Raw genomic sequence first — 18,791 nt, forward strand, 5'->3', positions numbered from 1 at the left:
CCTGTATGGATAAATCGCTGGAAAGGGGCCATTGTTATGGATTATGAAGAAATGATGATACGGACCGAACATCTGTCCAAATCCTATGGGGATAAGACAGCGGTCTGTGATTTGACACTGGAAATCCGGCGGGGAGAGATATTCGGGCTGCTGGGACCAAACGGAGCAGGAAAGACCACCACCACCCTGATGCTGTTAGGGCTGACCGAGCCTACCGGCGGCAGCGCCTGGATAAACGGAAAGGACTGTGCACGGCAGGCCATTGAGGTCAAGGGGATGGTGGGTTACCTGCCGGATAATGTGGGGTTTTATTCCGATATGACGGGGCGGGAGAACCTGCGTTTTACAGGACAGCTGAACGGACTGTCCGATGATGTGACAGACAGACGGATGGAGGAACTTTTGGAAAAGGTGGGGATGACGGAGGCGGCTGACCAGAAGGCAGGCACCTACTCACGGGGCATGAGACAGCGTCTGGGAATCGCGGATGTCCTGATGAAGGACCCCAAGGTGGTTATCATGGATGAACCCACCCTGGGAATCGACCCGGAGGGAATGCGGGAGCTGATGACCCTGATACGCAGTCTGGCAGAGGATGATAAAAGGACCATCCTCATATCCTCCCACCAGCTATATCAGATTCAGCAGATTTGCGACCGGGTGGGACTCTTTGTGGATGGAAGCCTCATTGCCTGCGGGCGGATTGACGAATTGGCGGGCCAGATGCGCCGGGAAGGACATTATGCCCTGGAGGCAGCTGCTTTTCCCGATGACAGCGGATTTGAGGAATTGTTAAGGAACCTTGGAAACGTGGAACAGGTGGAGCGGACCGGCGATTTTTACGTGGTCCATTCCAGGTCGGACCTGTGCAGGGAGCTGAACCGCAGGGCCCTGGAAAAGGGCTATACCCTGCGTCATTTAAGACAGCGGGGAAATGACCTGGATGAAATTTACCGCAGATATTTTGAGAAAGGAGAGCAGAAAAATGGTGGTCTCAATCAAAAGAAAAATAAAGGATTCCTTTCTTTCAGCAGGCAGCAGCGGTAAGAATGTAACCGGCGCAGACACAAAGACGGGACCGGGCAGGGGCATGTCCGGCATGACGGCCCTGTACCGCAAGGAGATGTCGGACCATATACGGAGCAAACGGTTCCTGATAGTGCTGGGGCTGATACTGCTGACCAGCTGCGCCAGCATATACGGGGCCTTAACCAGCCTTTCGGATGCAGTTGCATCTGATTCCAGCTATATATTCCTGAAGCTGTTCACCTTAAGCGGAAGCTCCATCCCTTCCTTTACCTCCTTTATTGCGCTGTTGGGGCCGTTTGTGGGGCTGAGCCTTGGTTTTGACGCAATCAACAGCGAGCGCTCCGAAGGCACCTTAAACCGCCTGGTGGCGCAGCCCATTTACAGGGATGCGGTCATAAACGGTAAGTTTCTGGCAGGCGCCACGATTATTTTCCTAATGGTCTTTTCCATGGGACTCATCGCAGGCGCCGTGGGGCTTCTGGCCACAGGGGTGCCGCCTGCTGCCGAGGAAACAGGACGGGTGCTGGTGCTTTTGTTCTTTACCTCTGTCTATATCTGCTTCTGGCTGGCGCTGTCCATTCTCTGCTCCGTGCTGTGCCGTCATGCAGCCACCTCTGCCATGATTGTGATTGCGCTGTGGATTTTCTTTGCGCTGTTCATGACGCTGGTGGTGAGCATTGTGGCAAACGCCCTGTATCCCATGGGGCAGACTGCATCCGCTGGCCGGATTCTGGACAATTACAGCTGCCAGATGAGCCTTAACCGCCTGTCTCCCTATTACCTGTACAGTGAGGCGGTGTCCACCATTATGAATCCCATGGTGCGCTCCACCAACATTATCCTGCCCCAGCAGCTGTCCGGGGCAATCACCGGGTATCTGTCGCTGGGACAGAGCTGCCTTCTGGTATGGCCCCATCTGACGGGCCTGCTGGCGCTGACAGCCGTGGTGTTTGCAGCTTCCTATATCAGCTTTATGAGAAGGGAGATTCGGAGCAGGTAAAGGAAGCATACAGGCGGCGTGCCTGCTTCCGTGGTACAGGTTTGTGAATTAATTGTGAAATCCACCTCTGTTCTCTTGCGGTTCGTACAGAATTGAGAGAGAATACAGGTGGATTTTTTTACATATGACTCAATACAGGGAGATGATATAGATGAGGGTTTTGATTGTGGAGGATAACAGGCGGCTGGCAGAGTCCATCCGCGATATTTTAAAGCACTGGTATGACTGCGATATCTGCGGAGACGGCAGTACCGGCTGCTGGCTCTTAAAGGACGGCGGCTACGATGCAGCCATTCTGGACCTGATGCTGCCCGGAATGGACGGAATCACCCTGTTAAAGGAAGCCAGGAAAATGGGATGTCCGGTTCCCGTGCTGATACTGTCAGCCAAAAGCGAGCTGGAGGACAGGGTGACTGGGCTGGAGTGCGGCGCTGATTACTATTTGACAAAGCCCTTTGACATGCAGGAGCTGCTGGCTGTGATGAAGACCATACTGAGGCGCAGGGGGGAGATGATTCCCGAAAGCCTGAACCTGGGCAATATCTCCCTGAGCCAGGCAGACTACACCTTAAGGGGACCGGACAAAAGCATACAGCTGGGCAAGAAAGAGTACGACATCATGCGGATTCTGATGGTGAACCGGGACATGGTGGTTTCCAAGGAAACCCTTTTGTCCAGGGTGTGGGGAAATGATGCGGAGGCAGTGGAGAACAACGTGGAGATTTACATATCGTTTCTGAGAAAAAAGCTGGATTTCCTTAAGGCGGATGTGATGATTGTCACCATACGCAAGCTGGGATACAGGATTGTGGAAAAGAACAGCAGGGAGGTGCTGTGATGAAGGAAATAGGCAGGCTTCGGCTTAAGTTCATTATTTATAACATGCTGGTGGTGACAGCGGTCATAGGCTTAACATTCTGCGCAGTGACCTCTGTGGTGAAACGGAGGGTCAATGACCAGGGGAGCCTGGCCCTGTCCAGGGTGGTATCCCGGGAGGAACATCCCCTGATATTTGCAGCCTTGTCCCCGGTTCAGATTCCGTATTTTACTGTCCTGGTGGGAGAGGACGGCATGGTGACGCTGGGGGAGGGATATGACGCCTCCTGGGAACCGGGATTTCTGGAACAGATGGCTGTCCTGGGCATGACCGGGGAGGAGGATATGGGAATACTGGACGCGTACCATCTGAGATATTTAAGAGTCAGCCAGCCGGCAGGACATATGATTGCATTTGCAGACACTTCCTATGAGGATTCGCTGAGGAACGGGGTTATGAAATACGGGGGCATGGCCTGCGGGGCTATCTGGCTGGGATTCTTTGGGCTGTCCTATTTCTTTTCCCGGTGGGCTGTGAAGCCGTTGGAGGAATCGGTCCGCATGCAGAAGCAGTTTGTGGCGGATGCCTCCCATGAGTTAAAAACCCCGCTGACCGTGATTACGGCCAATGCAGCGCTTTTGCAGGAACGGTATGCAGGCGCGTCGGCGGAGACGGACAAGTGGATGGAGCATGTGAGCCAGGAGTGTAAGGAGATGCGCTCCCTGGTGGAAAGTCTCCTGCTTCTGGCCAGGAATGATGCCTATGTGCCAAAGAGGGGAGAATTTGTCCGGTTTAGCTTAAGCGATTTGGTCATGGAGAAGATACTGACCTTTGAACCTGTATTTTACCAGGAGGAGAAGGTGCTGGAGTATAAGATAGAGGATGATGTGATGATGATGGGGAACCCCTCCCAAATGGGGCAGTTAATCAGGGCACTTATGGACAACGCGGTAAAATATTCCGTGCCAAGGGGACGGACAGAGGTATGGCTTAAGCCGGCCGGACGAGGCAGGGCAAGGTTGTGGGTGTGCAGCCAGGGAGAACCCATACCCGAGGACAGGCGCAGGCTGATTTTCAGAAGGTTTTACAGGGATGACAGCGCCAGGAGCAGTACAAACGGCTATGGCCTGGGGCTGGCCATAGCGGCAGAGACAGCCAGGAGCCACAGGGCCGTAATCGGGGTGGAGTACAGGGATGGGATGAACTGTTTTTACGTTACCGTGAAAAGGAAACGTCCTTTTTATTTTGGCGGGAATGTGATAGAATGATTTTATATATGGAAATAAGTACGCAGAGGGCTGCCGGCGGCAGTCTAAGGGGAGGACTAGGAGATGGGAGAACAACCGCGGGATGCGGAGAATACCACCAGAGCCTTTTTTAAGGAATACATGGTAAACCGAAATGTGGAAGCCACGCTTGGCTGGCTGACGGATGATGTACATTGGATAGGCACTGGGAAGGGTGAGTATTCCTGCGGGAAGGAACAGGTCCTTAATGCTCTGGAACAGGAGTTTTCACTGGACCCGGATGCCTACCAGCTTATATGGGAGGATATCCGGGAGAACCGTCTCACCCCAGACTGCGCCGTTATGCAGGGCAGGCTTACTGTGGTGCGCACCCTTCCTGACGGGAAGGAATTTGCCATGGGCGCGCGCCTGACATCCGCCTGTGTCCGCACGGCAGAGGGATTCCGCGTGGCATCCATCCATGCGTCCGCCCCAGCCGGTATCCAGGAGGAGGGGGAGTTCTTCCCCCTTTCCTTTGCAGAATCCGTCAGCCGGGAATATGCCCGCCGCATGGGCAGAAGCGCCCTGGAGCTGCTGGGAAAGAATATTCCCGGGGGTATGCTGGGCACCTATCTTGAGTCCGGCTTTCCTCTGTACTATGTCAATGACAGGATGCTGGCTTATCTGGGATATACATATGAAGAGTTCAGCCAGGCCACCCGGGGCAGGGTGGCTAACTGCATCCATCCCCAGGACCGGGAAAGGGTATACGGGGTTATACAGGAAGCCTTTGGGAAATCCCGGGATTACGAGGTGCGCTACCGCATACAGAAAAAGAGCGGACAGTATATCCATGTGTATGAGACTGGCAGCTTTGCCCAGGCAGAGGACGGAAGGGACATCTGTCTGTGCGTTGTCCGTGATATATCCGCCCAGGTGGAGGCAGAGGATAGGCTGAAGCAGGAGAACCTGGAAAAGGAACGCCAGGCCAGCCGGTATGACCAGTTGTTCCAGTCGGTTCTGTGCGGCATCATGCAGTGGAAGGCGCTGGACCGGGAACACATTGTGTTTAAAAATGCCAACCGGGAGAGTATACGGATTCTGGGATATGAGCCGGAGGAGTTCTGGGCCCGCGGGGCCTGGCACTGGAAGGAGCTGATTGCAAAAGAGGATTACCGGATTAAGATGAATCAGATGGATTGCCTGGAAAAGGCAGGCGACAGCATGAACTTTGAGTACCGTGTCCGCCAGAAGGACGGAACGCCCTGCTGGATACTGGGAAAACTGGAGATGATACAGGATGGGGACGGGGAACTGATTGTGCAGAGCGTATTTCTGGATATTGACACACGCAAGCGCACCGAACACCAGAACCAGCAGCTGAAGGAGCTGGCCGAGGCCAACAGCGCTATCCTGAACATGGCTCTGGAGCACACCTCTCTCTGCGAGTTTTACTATTATCCGGACCGCCGGACCTGTATCATTCCGGACAGAACCAGCGCACGGTATCAGTGCGGCAGCCGGTATGTGAATATGCCGGAAAGCTTTGCAGAGGAAATGGTGGCGCCGGAGGGCCGCAGGGATTTCATCAGGATGTATGAGGATATCCACAGCGGGAAACGGACTGCCTCGGTTCAGTTCCTTACTGTTAATGGGTTGTGGTGCCGCGTGACCATGTCCGCTGTGGAATATGGAGAGAACGGACAGAACGGGACCGTGCTGGGAATCATAGAGGATATAACAAAGGAACAGACCATGGCCCTGGCCCTGGAGGCGGCTAAGTCCAGGGATTCCCTGACCGGCCTGTGGAACAGGGAAGCAGGAACCAGAATAGCCCAGGAGTATATGGCCAGAAAACCCCAGGGAGAGCGCTGCGCCCTCATGCTTCTGGATATGGACAATTTCACCCGCATTAACCAGGAGGAAGGCATTGCCTTTGCCAATGCCGTGCTTCAGGAGGTGGCCGATGTTCTGAGGGCCGAAACAGAGCCGGATGACATAAGGGTCCGAATGGGCGGCGACGAGTTCATGCTGGTGTTAAAGGGCAGGGGAAAGGCAGGGGCAACCGTTACAGGTCCCCGTATCGCGGCCAGGGTCAGGGAGCTTTTGCTTCAGTCGGACAAGGACATCAGCATATCGGTCAGCATCGGCATGTGCGCCACTGAGGTGGTGGACGAGTACAGCGGCCTGTACCGCTGTGCGGAGAGCACACTGAAATATGTAAAGGAAAACTGCCAGGGCAGGGCGGCCTGTTATCTGGACACCTCCAATGAGCTGGGGGAGATGCTGACAGACCTGTATACGGAAAAGCACCAGCTCAACACCATAGAGCAGGACCTGACCGAGCAGAGGGAGGACCTGGTGTCCTTTGCACTGGACCTTTTAGGAAAGGCCAGGAACCTAAACGATGCAGTACAGCTGCTCTTTGCAAGGCTGGGCAAGTCGTATGGTCTGGACCGGGTATCCCTTCTGGAGGTGGACCGGGATTATCTGACCTGCCGTTTCAGCTACCAGTGGGCCAGGGATAAGTCGGACCTGCTGATGCATAAGACTTTTTACATAACAAGGGAGCAGTACGAGCAGTGGCCCGGCCAATTTGATGCAACAGGGCTGAGCAGGAACGCTGTCCATAGGGAGTCGTCCATGACTTGTCTTCAGGCGGCCATCTGGAACCAGGGCATGTTTGCCGGCACCCTGAGCTTTGAGGTGAAGGAGGAGGGGTATGGCTGGAACGATGAGCAGAAGAAGCTGCTGGAGGAGCTGAGTAAAATCATTCCTTCCTTTGTGATGAAGGCCAGGGCGGATGCGGTGAGCCAGGCCAAGACGGATTTCCTGTCGCGGATGAGCCATGAGATACGTACGCCTCTTAACGCCATTGTGGGCATGACTGCCATAGCCAGGAATGTGGCGGACGACAGGGAAAAGGTGCTGGAATGCCTGGATAAGTTAGAGACATCCAACCAGTATCTTATCAGTCTAATCAATGATATCCTGGACATGTCGCGCATTGAGAGCGGAAAGATGGAGCTGAATGTGCAGTCCACGGACATGGAGGAGTTTGTCAAATCTCTGGAGGGCATGATGCGGCCTCAGGCGGAGCAGAAGGGATTGGGGTTTGCGGTGGAAAACAGCTGCTGCAGGGGCCTGTTCCTTGTGACGGACCGCCTGCGTCTGGAACAGGTGCTGATAAATATTATCGGCAATGCGGTGAAGTTTACAGAACAGGGGGGGACTGTGCTGTTTTCCGTCACGCCGGATGGAAGAGGCCCCGGCGGACAGCGTCTTACCTTTTCCGTGAAGGACACAGGCATCGGCATTGCGCCGGAAGCCCTGGACAGCATTTTTAATGCCTTTGAGCAGGCGGAGAGGAATACCTCTGTCAAATACGGGGGGACAGGGCTGGGACTTGCCATTTCCAGCCGTCTGGTCCAGATGATGGGCGGCACGCTGGGAGTCCGCAGTGAGCCGGGAAAGGGCTCGGAGTTCTTCTTTACCCTGTGTCTGCCCATTGGAATCAAGGATGTAAAGGCTCCGAGGCACAGGGAGCCGGAGCACCATGATTTCCATGGAAAGCGTCTGCTGGTTGTGGAGGACAACCAGTTGAACCAGGAGATTGCACAGTCCCTTCTGGAGATGGAGGGGTTTCTGGTGGAGACAGCGGAAAACGGGCAGGCTGCCCTGGATGCGTTCACGGACCATGAACCGGAATATTACGACGCAGTGCTCATGGATATCCGTATGCCTGTGATGGACGGAATCGAGGCCACCAGGCGCATCCGCACCATGGAACGGCCGGATTCCAGGACCATTCCCATCATTGCCATGACAGCCAATGCCTTTGACGAGGACAGCAGGAAGTCACTGGACAGCGGCATGAACGGCCACCTGTCCAAGCCCATCCGCGTGGAGGAGCTGCTGCGGATGCTGGATGCATGTATGTAATTGGATGCTGTTGTGGATATTAGATAAAAAAATAGAAACCAGGTTCAGAAATCACGACAAAATTACTTAAAAAGCGGTTTTTACCCTCCTTCTTTTCTGCTATGATGAAACCATCAGAAATGAGAAGGAGGGTATTATTATGAAGAAAAAACTGGCACTTTTGTTGGCATGCTCCATGGCTTTAAGCCTTACTGCCTGCGGAGGCGGCAACAAGGCAGCAGATACCACGGCTGCACCTGAGACCACCACGGCAGCCGCTACGGAGGCTGCAAAGGAAGAGAGTAAGGATGAGGCAGCGGAAACCACGGCAGCTGAGGCAGCAGGCGGGGACATGGATGCCCTCATCGAAGCAGCCAAGGCGGAAGGTGAACTGACTGTATACGGCTCCTGTGAGGAGGAATATCTGTCGGCTGCCTGCCAGAATTTCGAGAAGCTGTACGGAATCAAGACAAAATACCAGAGACTTTCCACATCAGAAGTTTATACCAAGATATCCGAGGAAGCAGGCAAACCATCTGCTGACGTATGGTTCGGCGGAACCACAGACCCCTATAACGAGGCAGTGGCTGACGGCCTTCTGATGGAGTATGAGGCAATCAATGCCAAGAACCTGATTGGCGACCAGTACAAGGACCCAACCAACTGCTGGTACGGCATCTATAAGGGCATCCTGGGCTTCATGGTCAATACCGAAGAGTTAGACCGCCTGGGTCTGGAAGCTCCCAAGACATGGGACGACCTGACCAAGGAAGAGTACAAGGGACTCATTATGCTGTCCAACCCCAACACGGCCGGCACAGCAAAGCTGCTCATCAACACCATGGTTCAGATGAAGGGCCATGACCAGGCCATGGAGTATTTCAAGGCCCTGGACAAGAATATTTCCCAGTACACCAAGTCCGGTTCCGGCCCATCCAAGATGGTAGGCCCGGGCGAGTGCGTAATCGGTATCGGATTCCTTCATGACGGCATTTACCAGATTCTTCAGGGCTACGACAACATCCAGTTAATTGTACCTGAGGACGGAACCTCCTTTGAGGTAGGCGCTACCGCCATCTTCAACGGATGCACACATCCAAACGCAGCCAAGCTGTGGATTGAATATGCCCTGTCTCCTGACTGTGTGGACCACGCCAAAGAAAACGGCTCCTACCAGTTCCTGGTATTAAGCAATGCCACCCAGCCTGAGGAAGCCACCAAGTTTGGTCTGGATATGAACAATACCATTGACTATGATTTTGAAGATGCAAAGGAAAACAGTGCCAAGTATGTAGAGGACTTCTTCGCAGCTCTTGGAAGCTCCTCCGACAGCGCGGATTCCAGCCGTTTCTTAACAGAATAGGCGGGGCCCCAGCCGGTGTCCGGCACTTGGAAATGTAATGTAGTGTAAGCTTGCAAACGGGTGCTGCGTAATGGTTGACATCATTCATTACGCAGCATTTGTTACATTATGGTCCTGGCTTTGCGGAAGGGACCGTAAGATATCAAGAGGAAAAAATTCCTCGGGAAAGGGGGCCTCATTGTGGCCAGAAAACAGAGCGCTGAGCTGGAGCGCAAGAAATTTTTTTCAGACCCCGTACTGGTGAGTATGATTGTGGTGCTGCTGGTATTCCTGGCATTGTTCATCCTGTACCCCCTTCTGATGCTGCTGGTAGACAGCTTTTATTCGGAAGGTAAGATTACCCTGGAGGTATTCACAAGGGTGCTGAGCCTGGAGCGGTTCCAGAAGGCTTTCAAGAACACCCTGGTGTTAGGCATGATTACAGGAATCGCGTCCACTGCCATCGGTCTGCTGTTCGCCTATGTTGAAGTGTATGTAAAGCTTAAGACAAAGGTGCTGGAGAAGCTGTTTGCCATGGTTTCCATGCTTCCCGTGGTATCTCCTCCTTTTGTACTGTCACTGTCCATGATTATGCTGTTCGGACGAAGCGGCATCATCACCCGTTCCCTTTTGGGAATCTATGATTCCAATGTGTATGGACTGAAGGGAATCGCCATTGTACAGACACTGACCTTTTTCCCCGTATGCTACCTGATGCTGAAGGGGCTTTTGAAAAATATCGACCCCTCCCTGGAGGAGGCCACAAGGGATATGGGAGCCACCCGGTGGAAGGTGTTCACCAGCGTCACATTTCCCCTTCTTCTTCCCGGACTGGGCAATGCATTCCTGGTAACCTTCATTGAGTCCGTGGCGGATTTCGCCAACCCCATGCTGATTGGCGGCTCCTACGACACACTGGCCACCACCATCTACCTGCAGGTAACAGGGGCCTATGACTCCACCGGCGCGGCAGCCATGTCCGTGGTGCTCCTGTCCCTGACCGTGGTGCTGTTCCTGATTCAGAAGTATTATCTGGAAAAAAAGACAGCGGCCACCCTTACGGGAAAGGCCTCCCGCATGAGAATGCTCATAGAGGATAAGAGCGTTACGGTTCCTCTGACCATTTTCTGCGGCGCTGTGTCTGCTTTTGTTATGCTGATGTACATCATGGTGCCCTTTGGCGCCCTGTTCACCCTCTGGGGCAGAGATTACAGCCTGAGCCTTAAATGGTTCCAGTACATGTTCAAGACCAGCGGACTTAAGGCATTTAAGGACTCCTTTGTCCTGTCCCTGATTGCGGCCCCGCTGACAGCCTTCCTGTCCATGGTTATCTCCTATCTGGTGGTAAAGAAACGGTTTAAGGCCAAAGGCTTCATTGAATTTGTATCCATGCTTGCCATGGCGGTACCCGGAACCGTGCTGGGCATCGGATATATCAGGGGCTATGCCAACGGCCTGTTCAGGACCGGTATCATGAGCGGACTTTACGGCACCGGCCTTATCCTGATTATCGTATTCATTGTGCGAAGCCTTCCCACCGGCACCAGAAGCGGCATCTCAGCCCTGCGCCAGATTGACAAGTCCATCGAGGAATCGGCCTATGACATGGGAGCAGGTTCTGCCAAGGTGTTCATGACCGTGACCCTTCCCCTGATTAAGGATTCCTTTTTCAGCGGACTGGTAACAGCCTTTGTGCGGAGCATCACGGCAATTTCAGCCATCATTCTTCTGGTGACTCCGGACTTCCTGCTCATCACCTGCCAGATTAATGAGCAGGCGGAAAAGGGAAATTACGGCGTTGCATGCGCCTATGCAACCGTGCTGATTGTCATAACATACGGCGCAGTTCTCATCATGAATACCCTGATGAAGTTCTTTGGGGTCAGCAGGAAGATAAGGCAGGAGAGCTAAGTGCTCATAGCGGGCCGCTGCGCTAAGCGGTCAAAGGACGCCCGCCAAGCGCCAGCGGCATGCATCGCACGTAAGCGTCTAAAAGACAGACGCTAAGTGCTCATAGCGGGCCGCTGCGCTAAGCGGTTAAAGGACGCCCGCCAAGCGCCAGCGGCATGCATCGCACGTAAGCGTCTAAAAGACAGACGCTAAGTGCTCATAGCGAGGAGGATAGTTGATATGGAGAAACAGAAAAAAGGTGTTCGTCTGGAACACATTTCTAAAATATATACGGACCCAAAGACAGGCAAGGAGTTTTATGCAGTGCAGGATACCACCCTGGATATTGAACCGGGCAGCTTTGTGACCCTCTTAGGGCCTTCGGGATGCGGCAAGACAACCACCCTGCGCATGATTGCAGGCTTTGAGAGCCCGGACGAGGGGGATATCTATCTGGGGGATGAGGCTATCAACGCCCTGACCCCTAATAAGAGGGACACGGCCATGGTATTCCAGAGCTATGCCCTTCTGCCCCACTACAATGTCTTTGACAATGTGGCCTACGGCCTGAAGATACGCAAGCTCCCCAAGGAGGAGATTCATGAGCGGGTTATGAACATCCTGAAGCTGGTGGAGATGGAGGGCATGGAGTCCCGTATGACCAACCAGCTCTCCGGCGGCCAGCAGCAGCGTGTGGCCCTGGCCAGGGCCCTGGTCATTGAACCCAGCGTACTGCTGTTTGATGAACCTTTAAGTAATCTGGACGCCAAGCTGAGGGTTACTATGAGGACGGAAATCCGTAAAATCCAGCAGAAGGTCGGAATTACAGCCATCTATGTAACCCATGACCAGTCCGAGGCCATGAGTATTTCCGATAAAATCATTATCATGAGCAAGGGTAAGGTGGAGCAGATTGGAACGCCCAGGGAGATTTACTATCATCCCAATTCCAGGTTCGTGGCTGACTTTATCGGGGAGGCTAATTTCCTGGATGCCAGGGTCAGGTCCGCCAGCGGTGAAAAAGCGGTCATTGATGTGGTGGGACAGGAGCTTACGGTCAACAACTTTGCCAAGGCAGGACCCGGGGACGATGCCGTGCTGGTCATCCGGCCTGAGGGAGCCACCCTGGCGGAGCAGGGGCTTTTGGAAGGCACTGTCACCCTGTCCACCTTCATGGGGTCCTATCAGTACTATCAGGTCATGGTGGGGAACATGGAAATCCAGATTACGGATTACAATCCGGTGAACCGCAGGATATATGAGGTGGGGGAGAAGGCATACCTGGATTTCGACCCCAAGGGGGTTTACATTCTGTAGGCGGTTTTGGTATAATGTGTAAAACATGATACCTGCGCCGGCCTGGTTCCGTCCAGCGGCAGGGAAGGCGCCGGCCGGACCGTGTGCATCCCGGGAGGGACGGCATGGCCGGAGCACACGGCAGACAGTATGGGGAATCGGATGCGTATGAAAAAGAGTTGGAAGATATATATTGCAGTGACAGGGATGTCCCTCTGCCTGGCCGGATGTGCAGGCAGCGGGACTTCTGCGGCTGCGGACCATGCAGCGGATGAGGAGCTGGTAATTTACTGCCCTCATCCGCTTGAGTTTATTAACCCTATTGTGTCGGAGTTTGAGGGACGGACCGGAATACGGGTCTATGTCCAGACCGGCGGCACAGGGGAGCTTCTAAAGATGGCGGAGGAGGGAAACGGTCCTCCCTGCGACATATTCTGGGGCGGTTCCCTGTCCACCACCATACCCAAAAAGGAGCTGTTTGAGCCCTACATAAGCTGCAACGAGGACATGGTGCGGGATGAGTTTAAGAACAGGGAAGGCAATATGAGCCGGTTCACGGATATTCCCAGCGTAATCATGGTGAATACCAACCTGATTGGGGATGTGGAGGTGGAGGGCTATGAGGATTTGTTAAAGCCGGAGCTGAAGGGCAGAATCGCCATGTGCGACCCGGCCACCTCCTCCTCTGCCTATGAGCATCTTATCAATATGCTCTACGCCATGGGTGACGGAGAGCCGGAACAGGGCTGGGATTATGTGGAGGACTTCTGCCGGAACCTGGACGGCATTCTGTTAGGAGGTTCAGGGGAGGTGTATCAGGGGGTGGCCCAGGGAAAATATGCCGTGGGACTTACGTTTGAGGAGGCTGCCGCCCACTATGTGGCGGACAAAGGACCGGTGAAGCTGGTATACATGAAGGAGGGCGTCATTTCCACGCCGGACAGCGTCTGCATTGTAAAGGGCAGCCGCCATGTGGAGGAGGCCAGGGATTTTGTGGACTTTGTCACGGGCAGGGATGCCCAGACCGTTATTTCCATGAGGCTGGACCGCCGTTCCGTGAGAAAGGATGTGGAGGAGCCTGCCTATCTGCCGGATAAGGAGGACATCCATATTATATACAGCCGGGAGGATGAGGTGAATTCCAGAAAGGGGAGGTGGCTGGAGCATTTTGCCTCTGTTTATGCCAGTGTGCTGGAGGAGGAGGCCGGTGCGTCCGGGGAGCCGGCCGGTGTTCCTGGGGGACTGGTCAGTGGGCACGGGGAGCCGGCCGGAATGCCTGAGAAAACCGGGGAGGTGGATGCCCGGTGAAAAAGGAACGGTATTTCCGCCATGAACTGGAACGCATGTTTATTGCCTACGCCATTGTCCCGGCGGTCATATTTACCCTGGTGTGCGGCCTGCTCTTCATGGCAGTTCTGCTCCACGGGAAAAAGAGCAGCAACATTGAGCACAACCGGTATGTGGCCGGCCTCCTGGACAATGTGCTGGCGCGGTATGAGGAGGGAGTGGAGGAGATGGCTTCCCAGCCAGGCTGCTTTGACAGAATCAAAGACCAGGACGGAAAGGCTGAGATGTTTGGGATATTTTACGGCATCACCAACAGCCTGGGCCTGGAGGGAGATTTGTTTGTCCTGGACAGCAGCAGGAACATCCTTTTATCCAGCCGCAGCAGCCTCCCGCAGTTTCTGGATGTGCCGGAGGACGTGTCCTGGGGCATATTTGACGATATGGACCGGGAGCCGGATAAGACGGCCCTCAGGCTGGCGGAGGGATGGAAAAGCGGCGGCAGCGCCATTGCCATAGGGCGGAGCGTGACGGACGGGGACAAAAAGCTGGGGTATATCCTGTGCTCCATCCCCAGCAGCCAGTTTAAGGCTCTTGTGGACAAGCCGGATATCCAGACCATTATAGCCGACCCCTTTGGCTGGGCCTATGTCAGCAGCAATTACAGCTTCTTAAACAGCAGCAACCAGGTTATGAAGGTCCTGCGGGAGACAGGCAGATATCTGAGCCATGAGAAACAGATGTACCTGGTCTCCCGGCAGCAGGTCCCCAGGGGCGGGTTTACCGTGTATTCCATCTCCGATATCCAGAACATTGTCATTTCCCTGGGGTTAGGCAGCGGCCTGGTCATTACGGCCCTGGTGCTCATGACACTGTGGATGCTTCTCAACTCCAGGAAGGTGACGGAGAAAAAGACAGAGGACTTCTATAAAATCCTGGATGTGATGGAAAATGCCAGGGACGGCAACCTGGAAGGGGTCATACGGATACAGAGCAGCAATGAATTCAAAATCATTGCCGATGCCTATAACGAGACGATACAGAGCCTGAGAATCCAGATGGAGAACAACCGGAAGATGGCGGAGCTGGTGTCCATGGCCCAGAACAAACAGCTGGAATCCCAGTTCAATCCCCATTTCCTGTACAATACCCTGGAGAACATCCGGTATATGTGCAAGCTGGAGCCTGGGACGGCAGAAAGGATGGTGTTCAGCCTTTCAAACCTGCTGCGCTACAGCCTGGACGGCAGTAAGGCGGAGGTGACGCTGAAGGAGGACCTGGAGCACCTGGAATCCTATCTGACCATACTGAAGCGCAGGTTCGGGGAACGGTTTCTCTGCCGGATTGACGTGGAGCCGGAGGCCATGGACCTGCGGATTCCCAAGCTGGTGCTTCAGCCCATGATTGAGAACGCGGTGAAATACGGGTTTGGAAAGCAGCTCAACCTGACCGTGGAGCTGAAAGCCTATATCCATGAGGGAAAACTCATTATGATATGCCGGGACGACGGGGTGGGAATCCCCCAGGGAACCTTAAGCGAGCTGACAGCCCTGCTGGAACAGAAGGAAAATCCCAGAAGACATTCGGGGCTGTATAACATTCACAGAAGAATCGATATCCTGTACGGAAGGCCCTACGGGGTGGAAATCAGAAGCGCGGAGGGACACGGCACCACCCTGGTGGTAACCCTGCCGGTGAAAAGAGAGGAATCAGACGGATGTTGCGTGTGTTGATTGCAGAAGATGAAGAGATGATACGGAAGGGGCTGGTCTATACCACGGACTGGCTGTCCATGGACTGTGTGGTGGTGGCTGAGGCAGCCGACGGCCAGGACGGGTATGAGAAGATTCTGGAGTACAGGCCGGATGTGGTTATAACAGATATCTGCATGCCCTTCATGGACGGCATAGAGATGATAAAAAAAGCTTCGGAGCAGGTAAGGTTTAAGAGCATCCTGCTGACCAGCTATGCGGATTTTGAGTATGCCAGGCGGGCCATTGAAGCCAGGGTCTGCGAGTACCTGCTGAAGCCTGTGGACGAGGAGGCCCTGGCAGGCATTATGGAACGGCTGGGGGAGGAAATCGTAAGCAGCCGCCAGGTGGAGCATGTGATGGAGCAGGCCGAGATAGAGGGGGGCAACCTGAACCTGGAGTACTATATGCAGCTGGACCTGTCGGAGAACCAGTATGTTTCCAGGGCCATAAAGGCCATACGTGAGGGTTTTGCCAGGAAACTGAGCATCGAGTCCATCTCAGAGGACCTGGGGGTCAGCGCCAGCTACCTGAGCCGCAAATTCAAGGAGGTTACGGGACAGACCTTTCTGGACTTCCTCAACAAATACAGGGTCCAGCAGGCCATCGTAATGCTGGGTACCAGACAGTACAGAATCAGTGAGATATCAGAGGCAACGGGATTTACGGACTATAAGCATTTCTGCTCCGTGTTTAAGAAGTATACCTCCAAATCTCCCACCAAGTTCATCAAAGGGGTATCCTGAGAATTCGTAAGAAATCTTACAATTATTTCCATGGACTGAATTGCCTTGACCTTAGAGCGGCTCCATGGTTTATGCTGGATATGTCAGAAATGACGCTGGCCCGGTCTGCTTTGTATCAAAGCACCGGGCCTTCCCCTTTTTACGGGGCAGTAACAGAATCATGCATAGTGATATTTTGTCCTGTATTTGCGTATGAAATAAAGGCACAGCAGGACTCCGCCGAATTCTGCTATGGGAATGGCCAGCCACACCCCGTCCATTCCGATGATAAAGGGCAGCACCACCAGGCTGGTGATAATCAGGCCAAAGGTGCGCACGAAGGAGATGACGGCGGATATCCGTCCGTCGGACAGGGCCGTAAACAGGGCTGAGGCAAAGATGGTGAAGCCGGAAAAGAGGAAGCTGCAGGCAAATATCATGAATCCATGCCTTGCCAGGTCATAGACCGGCGTACCCCTGCGGGCGAAAATCTCCACCACCAGGCTGCCGCCCAACTGGGCCATAAGGAAGACGGCCAGAGAGGAGGCTGCCGTGAAAATGAGAGAGGTCCTAAACACCTGCCTGAGCTGTTCCTGGTTCCGGCTGCCGTAATTAAAGCTTATGACAGGGGACACGCCCTGGGAAAATCCCATGAACAGTGCATTTAAAAGGAACTGGGAATACTGGATGATGGTAATGGCCGCCACCCCGTCCTCCCCTGCAAAATGCATCATCAGCAGATTGAACAGAAAGGTGATGACGCCGGAGGAAAGGTTTGTCACCATCTCGGAGGAGCCGTTGAGGCAGGCTTCCGCCAGTTCCCTTTTTATAATGCGCGGCCTTACGAACCACAGGCTCTTTCTGGCAGAGGCAAAGTAAATAAGGCCGATGAGGGCCGGTATGGTGTAGCCTGTGACCGTGGCAATTGCCGCCCCTGCAATGCCCATTCCCATGGGTACAATAAGCACATAGTCCAGAACCGCATTGGCAATGCCTGCCAGCAGGGTAAGGAACAGTCCGATGCCCGGCTTTCCCTCTGTGACAAAATACATCTGGAACTGAATCTGAAGCATGAGGGAGGGCGCAAAAGCCAGCTGCCAGCGCAGGTAGGTGACACAGTCCTCCAGGAGCAGGTCGCTGGCGCCCAGCATACGGGACAGGGGCACTGCCGCCAGGTTCCCAAGGACGGCGAAGACCAGTCCTACTATGATATTCATAAGGATAATGGTTGTGAAGGTTTCCCTGGCGCTGTCAGGCTGTCCCTCCCCCATTTTTTTTGCCACAATGGCATTGCTTCCCGTGGACAGCATAACGGAGATGCCCAGCACGATGTTGATTACAGGGTAGACGATATTGACCGATGAAAGGGCGTTTGTGCTGACAAACCTGGATACGAAGACCCCGTCCACAATGGTGTACAGGGACATCACCACCATCATGACAGTGGTGGGCAGCGCAAACAGCATCAGGGACCCGAAGGTAAATTTTTTGGATAATGAATAACTCATGTTAACACTCCTGTTTTTAATTCAATAGGACAAAGCCTGTTGTATATTGATAATTTCAGCCGCAGGTATTATCATATGCTATAGGGTAACCCGATAGTCAAGAGGAGATTTGCGAAAATGGAAAAAAAGTCGGAATTATATTTTACCACAGGTGAATTTGCCAGGATACTGGGGGTCAGAAAGCACACGCTGTTCCACTACGACGAAATCGGCCTGTTTTCCCCGGCCCTTAAGGAGGAGAACGGATACAGGTATTATTTTGTATGGCAGATGGACATGTTTGAGGTCATACGCGCCCTGCAGAAGCTGGGGATGTCCCTGGGGGAAATCAAGGAGTACATGGAAAAACGTTCCCCGGAGCGGTTCATGTCCATGATGGACGGCAAGAAGCGTCAGATTGACGACGAGATACGGCGTCTGAAGAATATGAAGCGCTTTATCCTTCATGAGGAGGAGTCGGTCCGGCTGGCCATGAAGGCTGTGCTGGATGAACCCAGGCTGGTGGAGAGGGAACGGGAATATCTTCTCATGTCCGACATCAGTGCGGGCTCGGAGCGGAAGGCGGCGGTGGAGATAGCAGAGCATGTCAGGATGCAGGAAAAGTATCACGGCGCAATGGGTGCAGTGGGCTCCGTCTATCTGGGAGAGGACCTGGACCAGGGCATATACGACCGCTATGTGAAGGTGTATACAAAACTTGACAGGAAGGCGGCCTCCCACCGGGTTCAGAAGCGGCCGGAGGGAACCTATGTGGAGCTCTACAGCAGGGGCCATCTGTGGGATATGGAAAAGCCTTACCGCCTTATCAGCCATTTTGCCGGGCAGCAGGGAATCCGGCTGGGGCAGATGTGGTATGAGGATTTGATGCTGGATGAGCTGACGGTGAAGGACTATGAACAGTATATCGTAAAAGTAATGGTGCCTGTGGACAAAGCGTTGAGAAGAGAGTATAATGTAAAATAATACCAAATGAATGGAATGCGCCTGCAGCCAAGGAGAAAA

Annotated in this window: 13 protein-coding genes; 12 read left to right on the forward strand and 1 reads right to left on the reverse strand. The window is 53.9% G+C overall.

Features of this window, described 5'->3' with window-relative positions; all coding sequences use genetic code 11:
• Positions 1-36: 36 nt before the first annotated feature.
• From I2H39_RS05600 to I2H39_RS05650, 11 genes are all read left to right on the forward strand, one after another.
• Positions 37-1,047 (forward strand): ABC transporter ATP-binding protein, encoded by a 1,011-nt coding sequence (locus I2H39_RS05600; protein ID WP_195626037.1) that lies wholly within the window; start codon positions 37-39, stop codon positions 1,045-1,047.
• Entirely contained in the window at positions 986-2,029 is a 1,044-nt protein-coding gene (locus I2H39_RS05605; RefSeq protein WP_138309809.1) for an ABC transporter permease subunit, read from the forward strand. The genes I2H39_RS05600 and I2H39_RS05605 overlap by 62 nt, the downstream gene beginning before the upstream one ends.
• A 151-nt stretch (positions 2,030-2,180) precedes the next feature.
• Positions 2,181-2,867, forward strand: coding sequence for a response regulator transcription factor (locus I2H39_RS05610; protein WP_138309808.1), 687 nt, complete (start codon positions 2,181-2,183; stop codon positions 2,865-2,867).
• Positions 2,867-4,114, forward strand: a complete 1,248-nt coding sequence (locus I2H39_RS05615) for a HAMP domain-containing sensor histidine kinase (RefSeq protein ID WP_195626038.1) — start codon at positions 2,867-2,869, stop codon at positions 4,112-4,114. Before I2H39_RS05610 ends, I2H39_RS05615 begins: the two co-directional genes overlap by 1 nt.
• Before the next feature lie 63 nt (positions 4,115-4,177).
• Positions 4,178-8,014 (forward strand): ATP-binding protein, encoded by a 3,837-nt coding sequence (locus I2H39_RS05620; protein ID WP_195626039.1) that lies wholly within the window; start codon positions 4,178-4,180, stop codon positions 8,012-8,014.
• Positions 8,015-8,153: 139 nt separating this feature from the next.
• Positions 8,154-9,356, forward strand: coding sequence for an ABC transporter substrate-binding protein (locus tag I2H39_RS05625; RefSeq protein ID WP_138309805.1), 1,203 nt, complete (start codon positions 8,154-8,156; stop codon positions 9,354-9,356).
• Positions 9,357-9,536: 180 nt separating this feature from the next.
• Positions 9,537-11,246 carry an iron ABC transporter permease gene (locus I2H39_RS05630; RefSeq protein WP_138309804.1) on the forward strand — a complete coding sequence of 570 codons (1,710 nt, stop codon included), beginning with the start codon at positions 9,537-9,539 and terminating at the stop codon, positions 11,244-11,246.
• Between the two features lie 219 nt (positions 11,247-11,465).
• Positions 11,466-12,542 (forward strand): ABC transporter ATP-binding protein, encoded by a 1,077-nt coding sequence (locus I2H39_RS05635; protein ID WP_138309803.1) that lies wholly within the window; start codon positions 11,466-11,468, stop codon positions 12,540-12,542.
• Positions 12,543-12,689: 147 nt separating this feature from the next.
• Positions 12,690-13,829 carry an extracellular solute-binding protein gene (locus I2H39_RS05640; protein WP_330640792.1) on the forward strand — a complete coding sequence of 380 codons (1,140 nt, stop codon included), beginning with the start codon at positions 12,690-12,692 and terminating at the stop codon, positions 13,827-13,829.
• Positions 13,826-15,538 (forward strand): sensor histidine kinase, encoded by a 1,713-nt coding sequence (locus I2H39_RS05645; protein WP_138309802.1) that lies wholly within the window; start codon positions 13,826-13,828, stop codon positions 15,536-15,538. The genes I2H39_RS05640 and I2H39_RS05645 overlap by 4 nt, the downstream gene beginning before the upstream one ends.
• Positions 15,532-16,302 (forward strand): response regulator, encoded by a 771-nt coding sequence (locus tag I2H39_RS05650; protein ID WP_330640793.1) that lies wholly within the window; start codon positions 15,532-15,534, stop codon positions 16,300-16,302. Before I2H39_RS05645 ends, I2H39_RS05650 begins: the two co-directional genes overlap by 7 nt.
• 158 nt (positions 16,303-16,460) lie before the next feature.
• Here the strand turns inward: I2H39_RS05650 and I2H39_RS05655 are convergent, their stop codons facing one another.
• On the reverse strand, positions 16,461-17,789 hold the full coding sequence (locus I2H39_RS05655; protein WP_138309800.1) for an MATE family efflux transporter: 1,329 nt from the start codon (positions 17,787-17,789) through the stop codon (positions 16,461-16,463).
• Positions 17,790-17,906: 117 nt separating this feature from the next.
• Here I2H39_RS05655 and I2H39_RS05660 point away from each other — a divergent pair, with 117 nt between their 5' ends.
• Positions 17,907-18,752 (forward strand): MerR family transcriptional regulator, encoded by an 846-nt coding sequence (locus I2H39_RS05660; RefSeq protein WP_195626040.1) that lies wholly within the window; start codon positions 17,907-17,909, stop codon positions 18,750-18,752.
• The last annotated feature ends 39 nt before the right edge of the window (positions 18,753-18,791 follow it).

The organism is Clostridium sp. 1001283B150225_161107_B6, from assembly GCF_015556325.1.
In the GTDB taxonomy this organism is placed as follows: domain Bacteria; phylum Bacillota; class Clostridia; order Lachnospirales; family Lachnospiraceae; genus Enterocloster.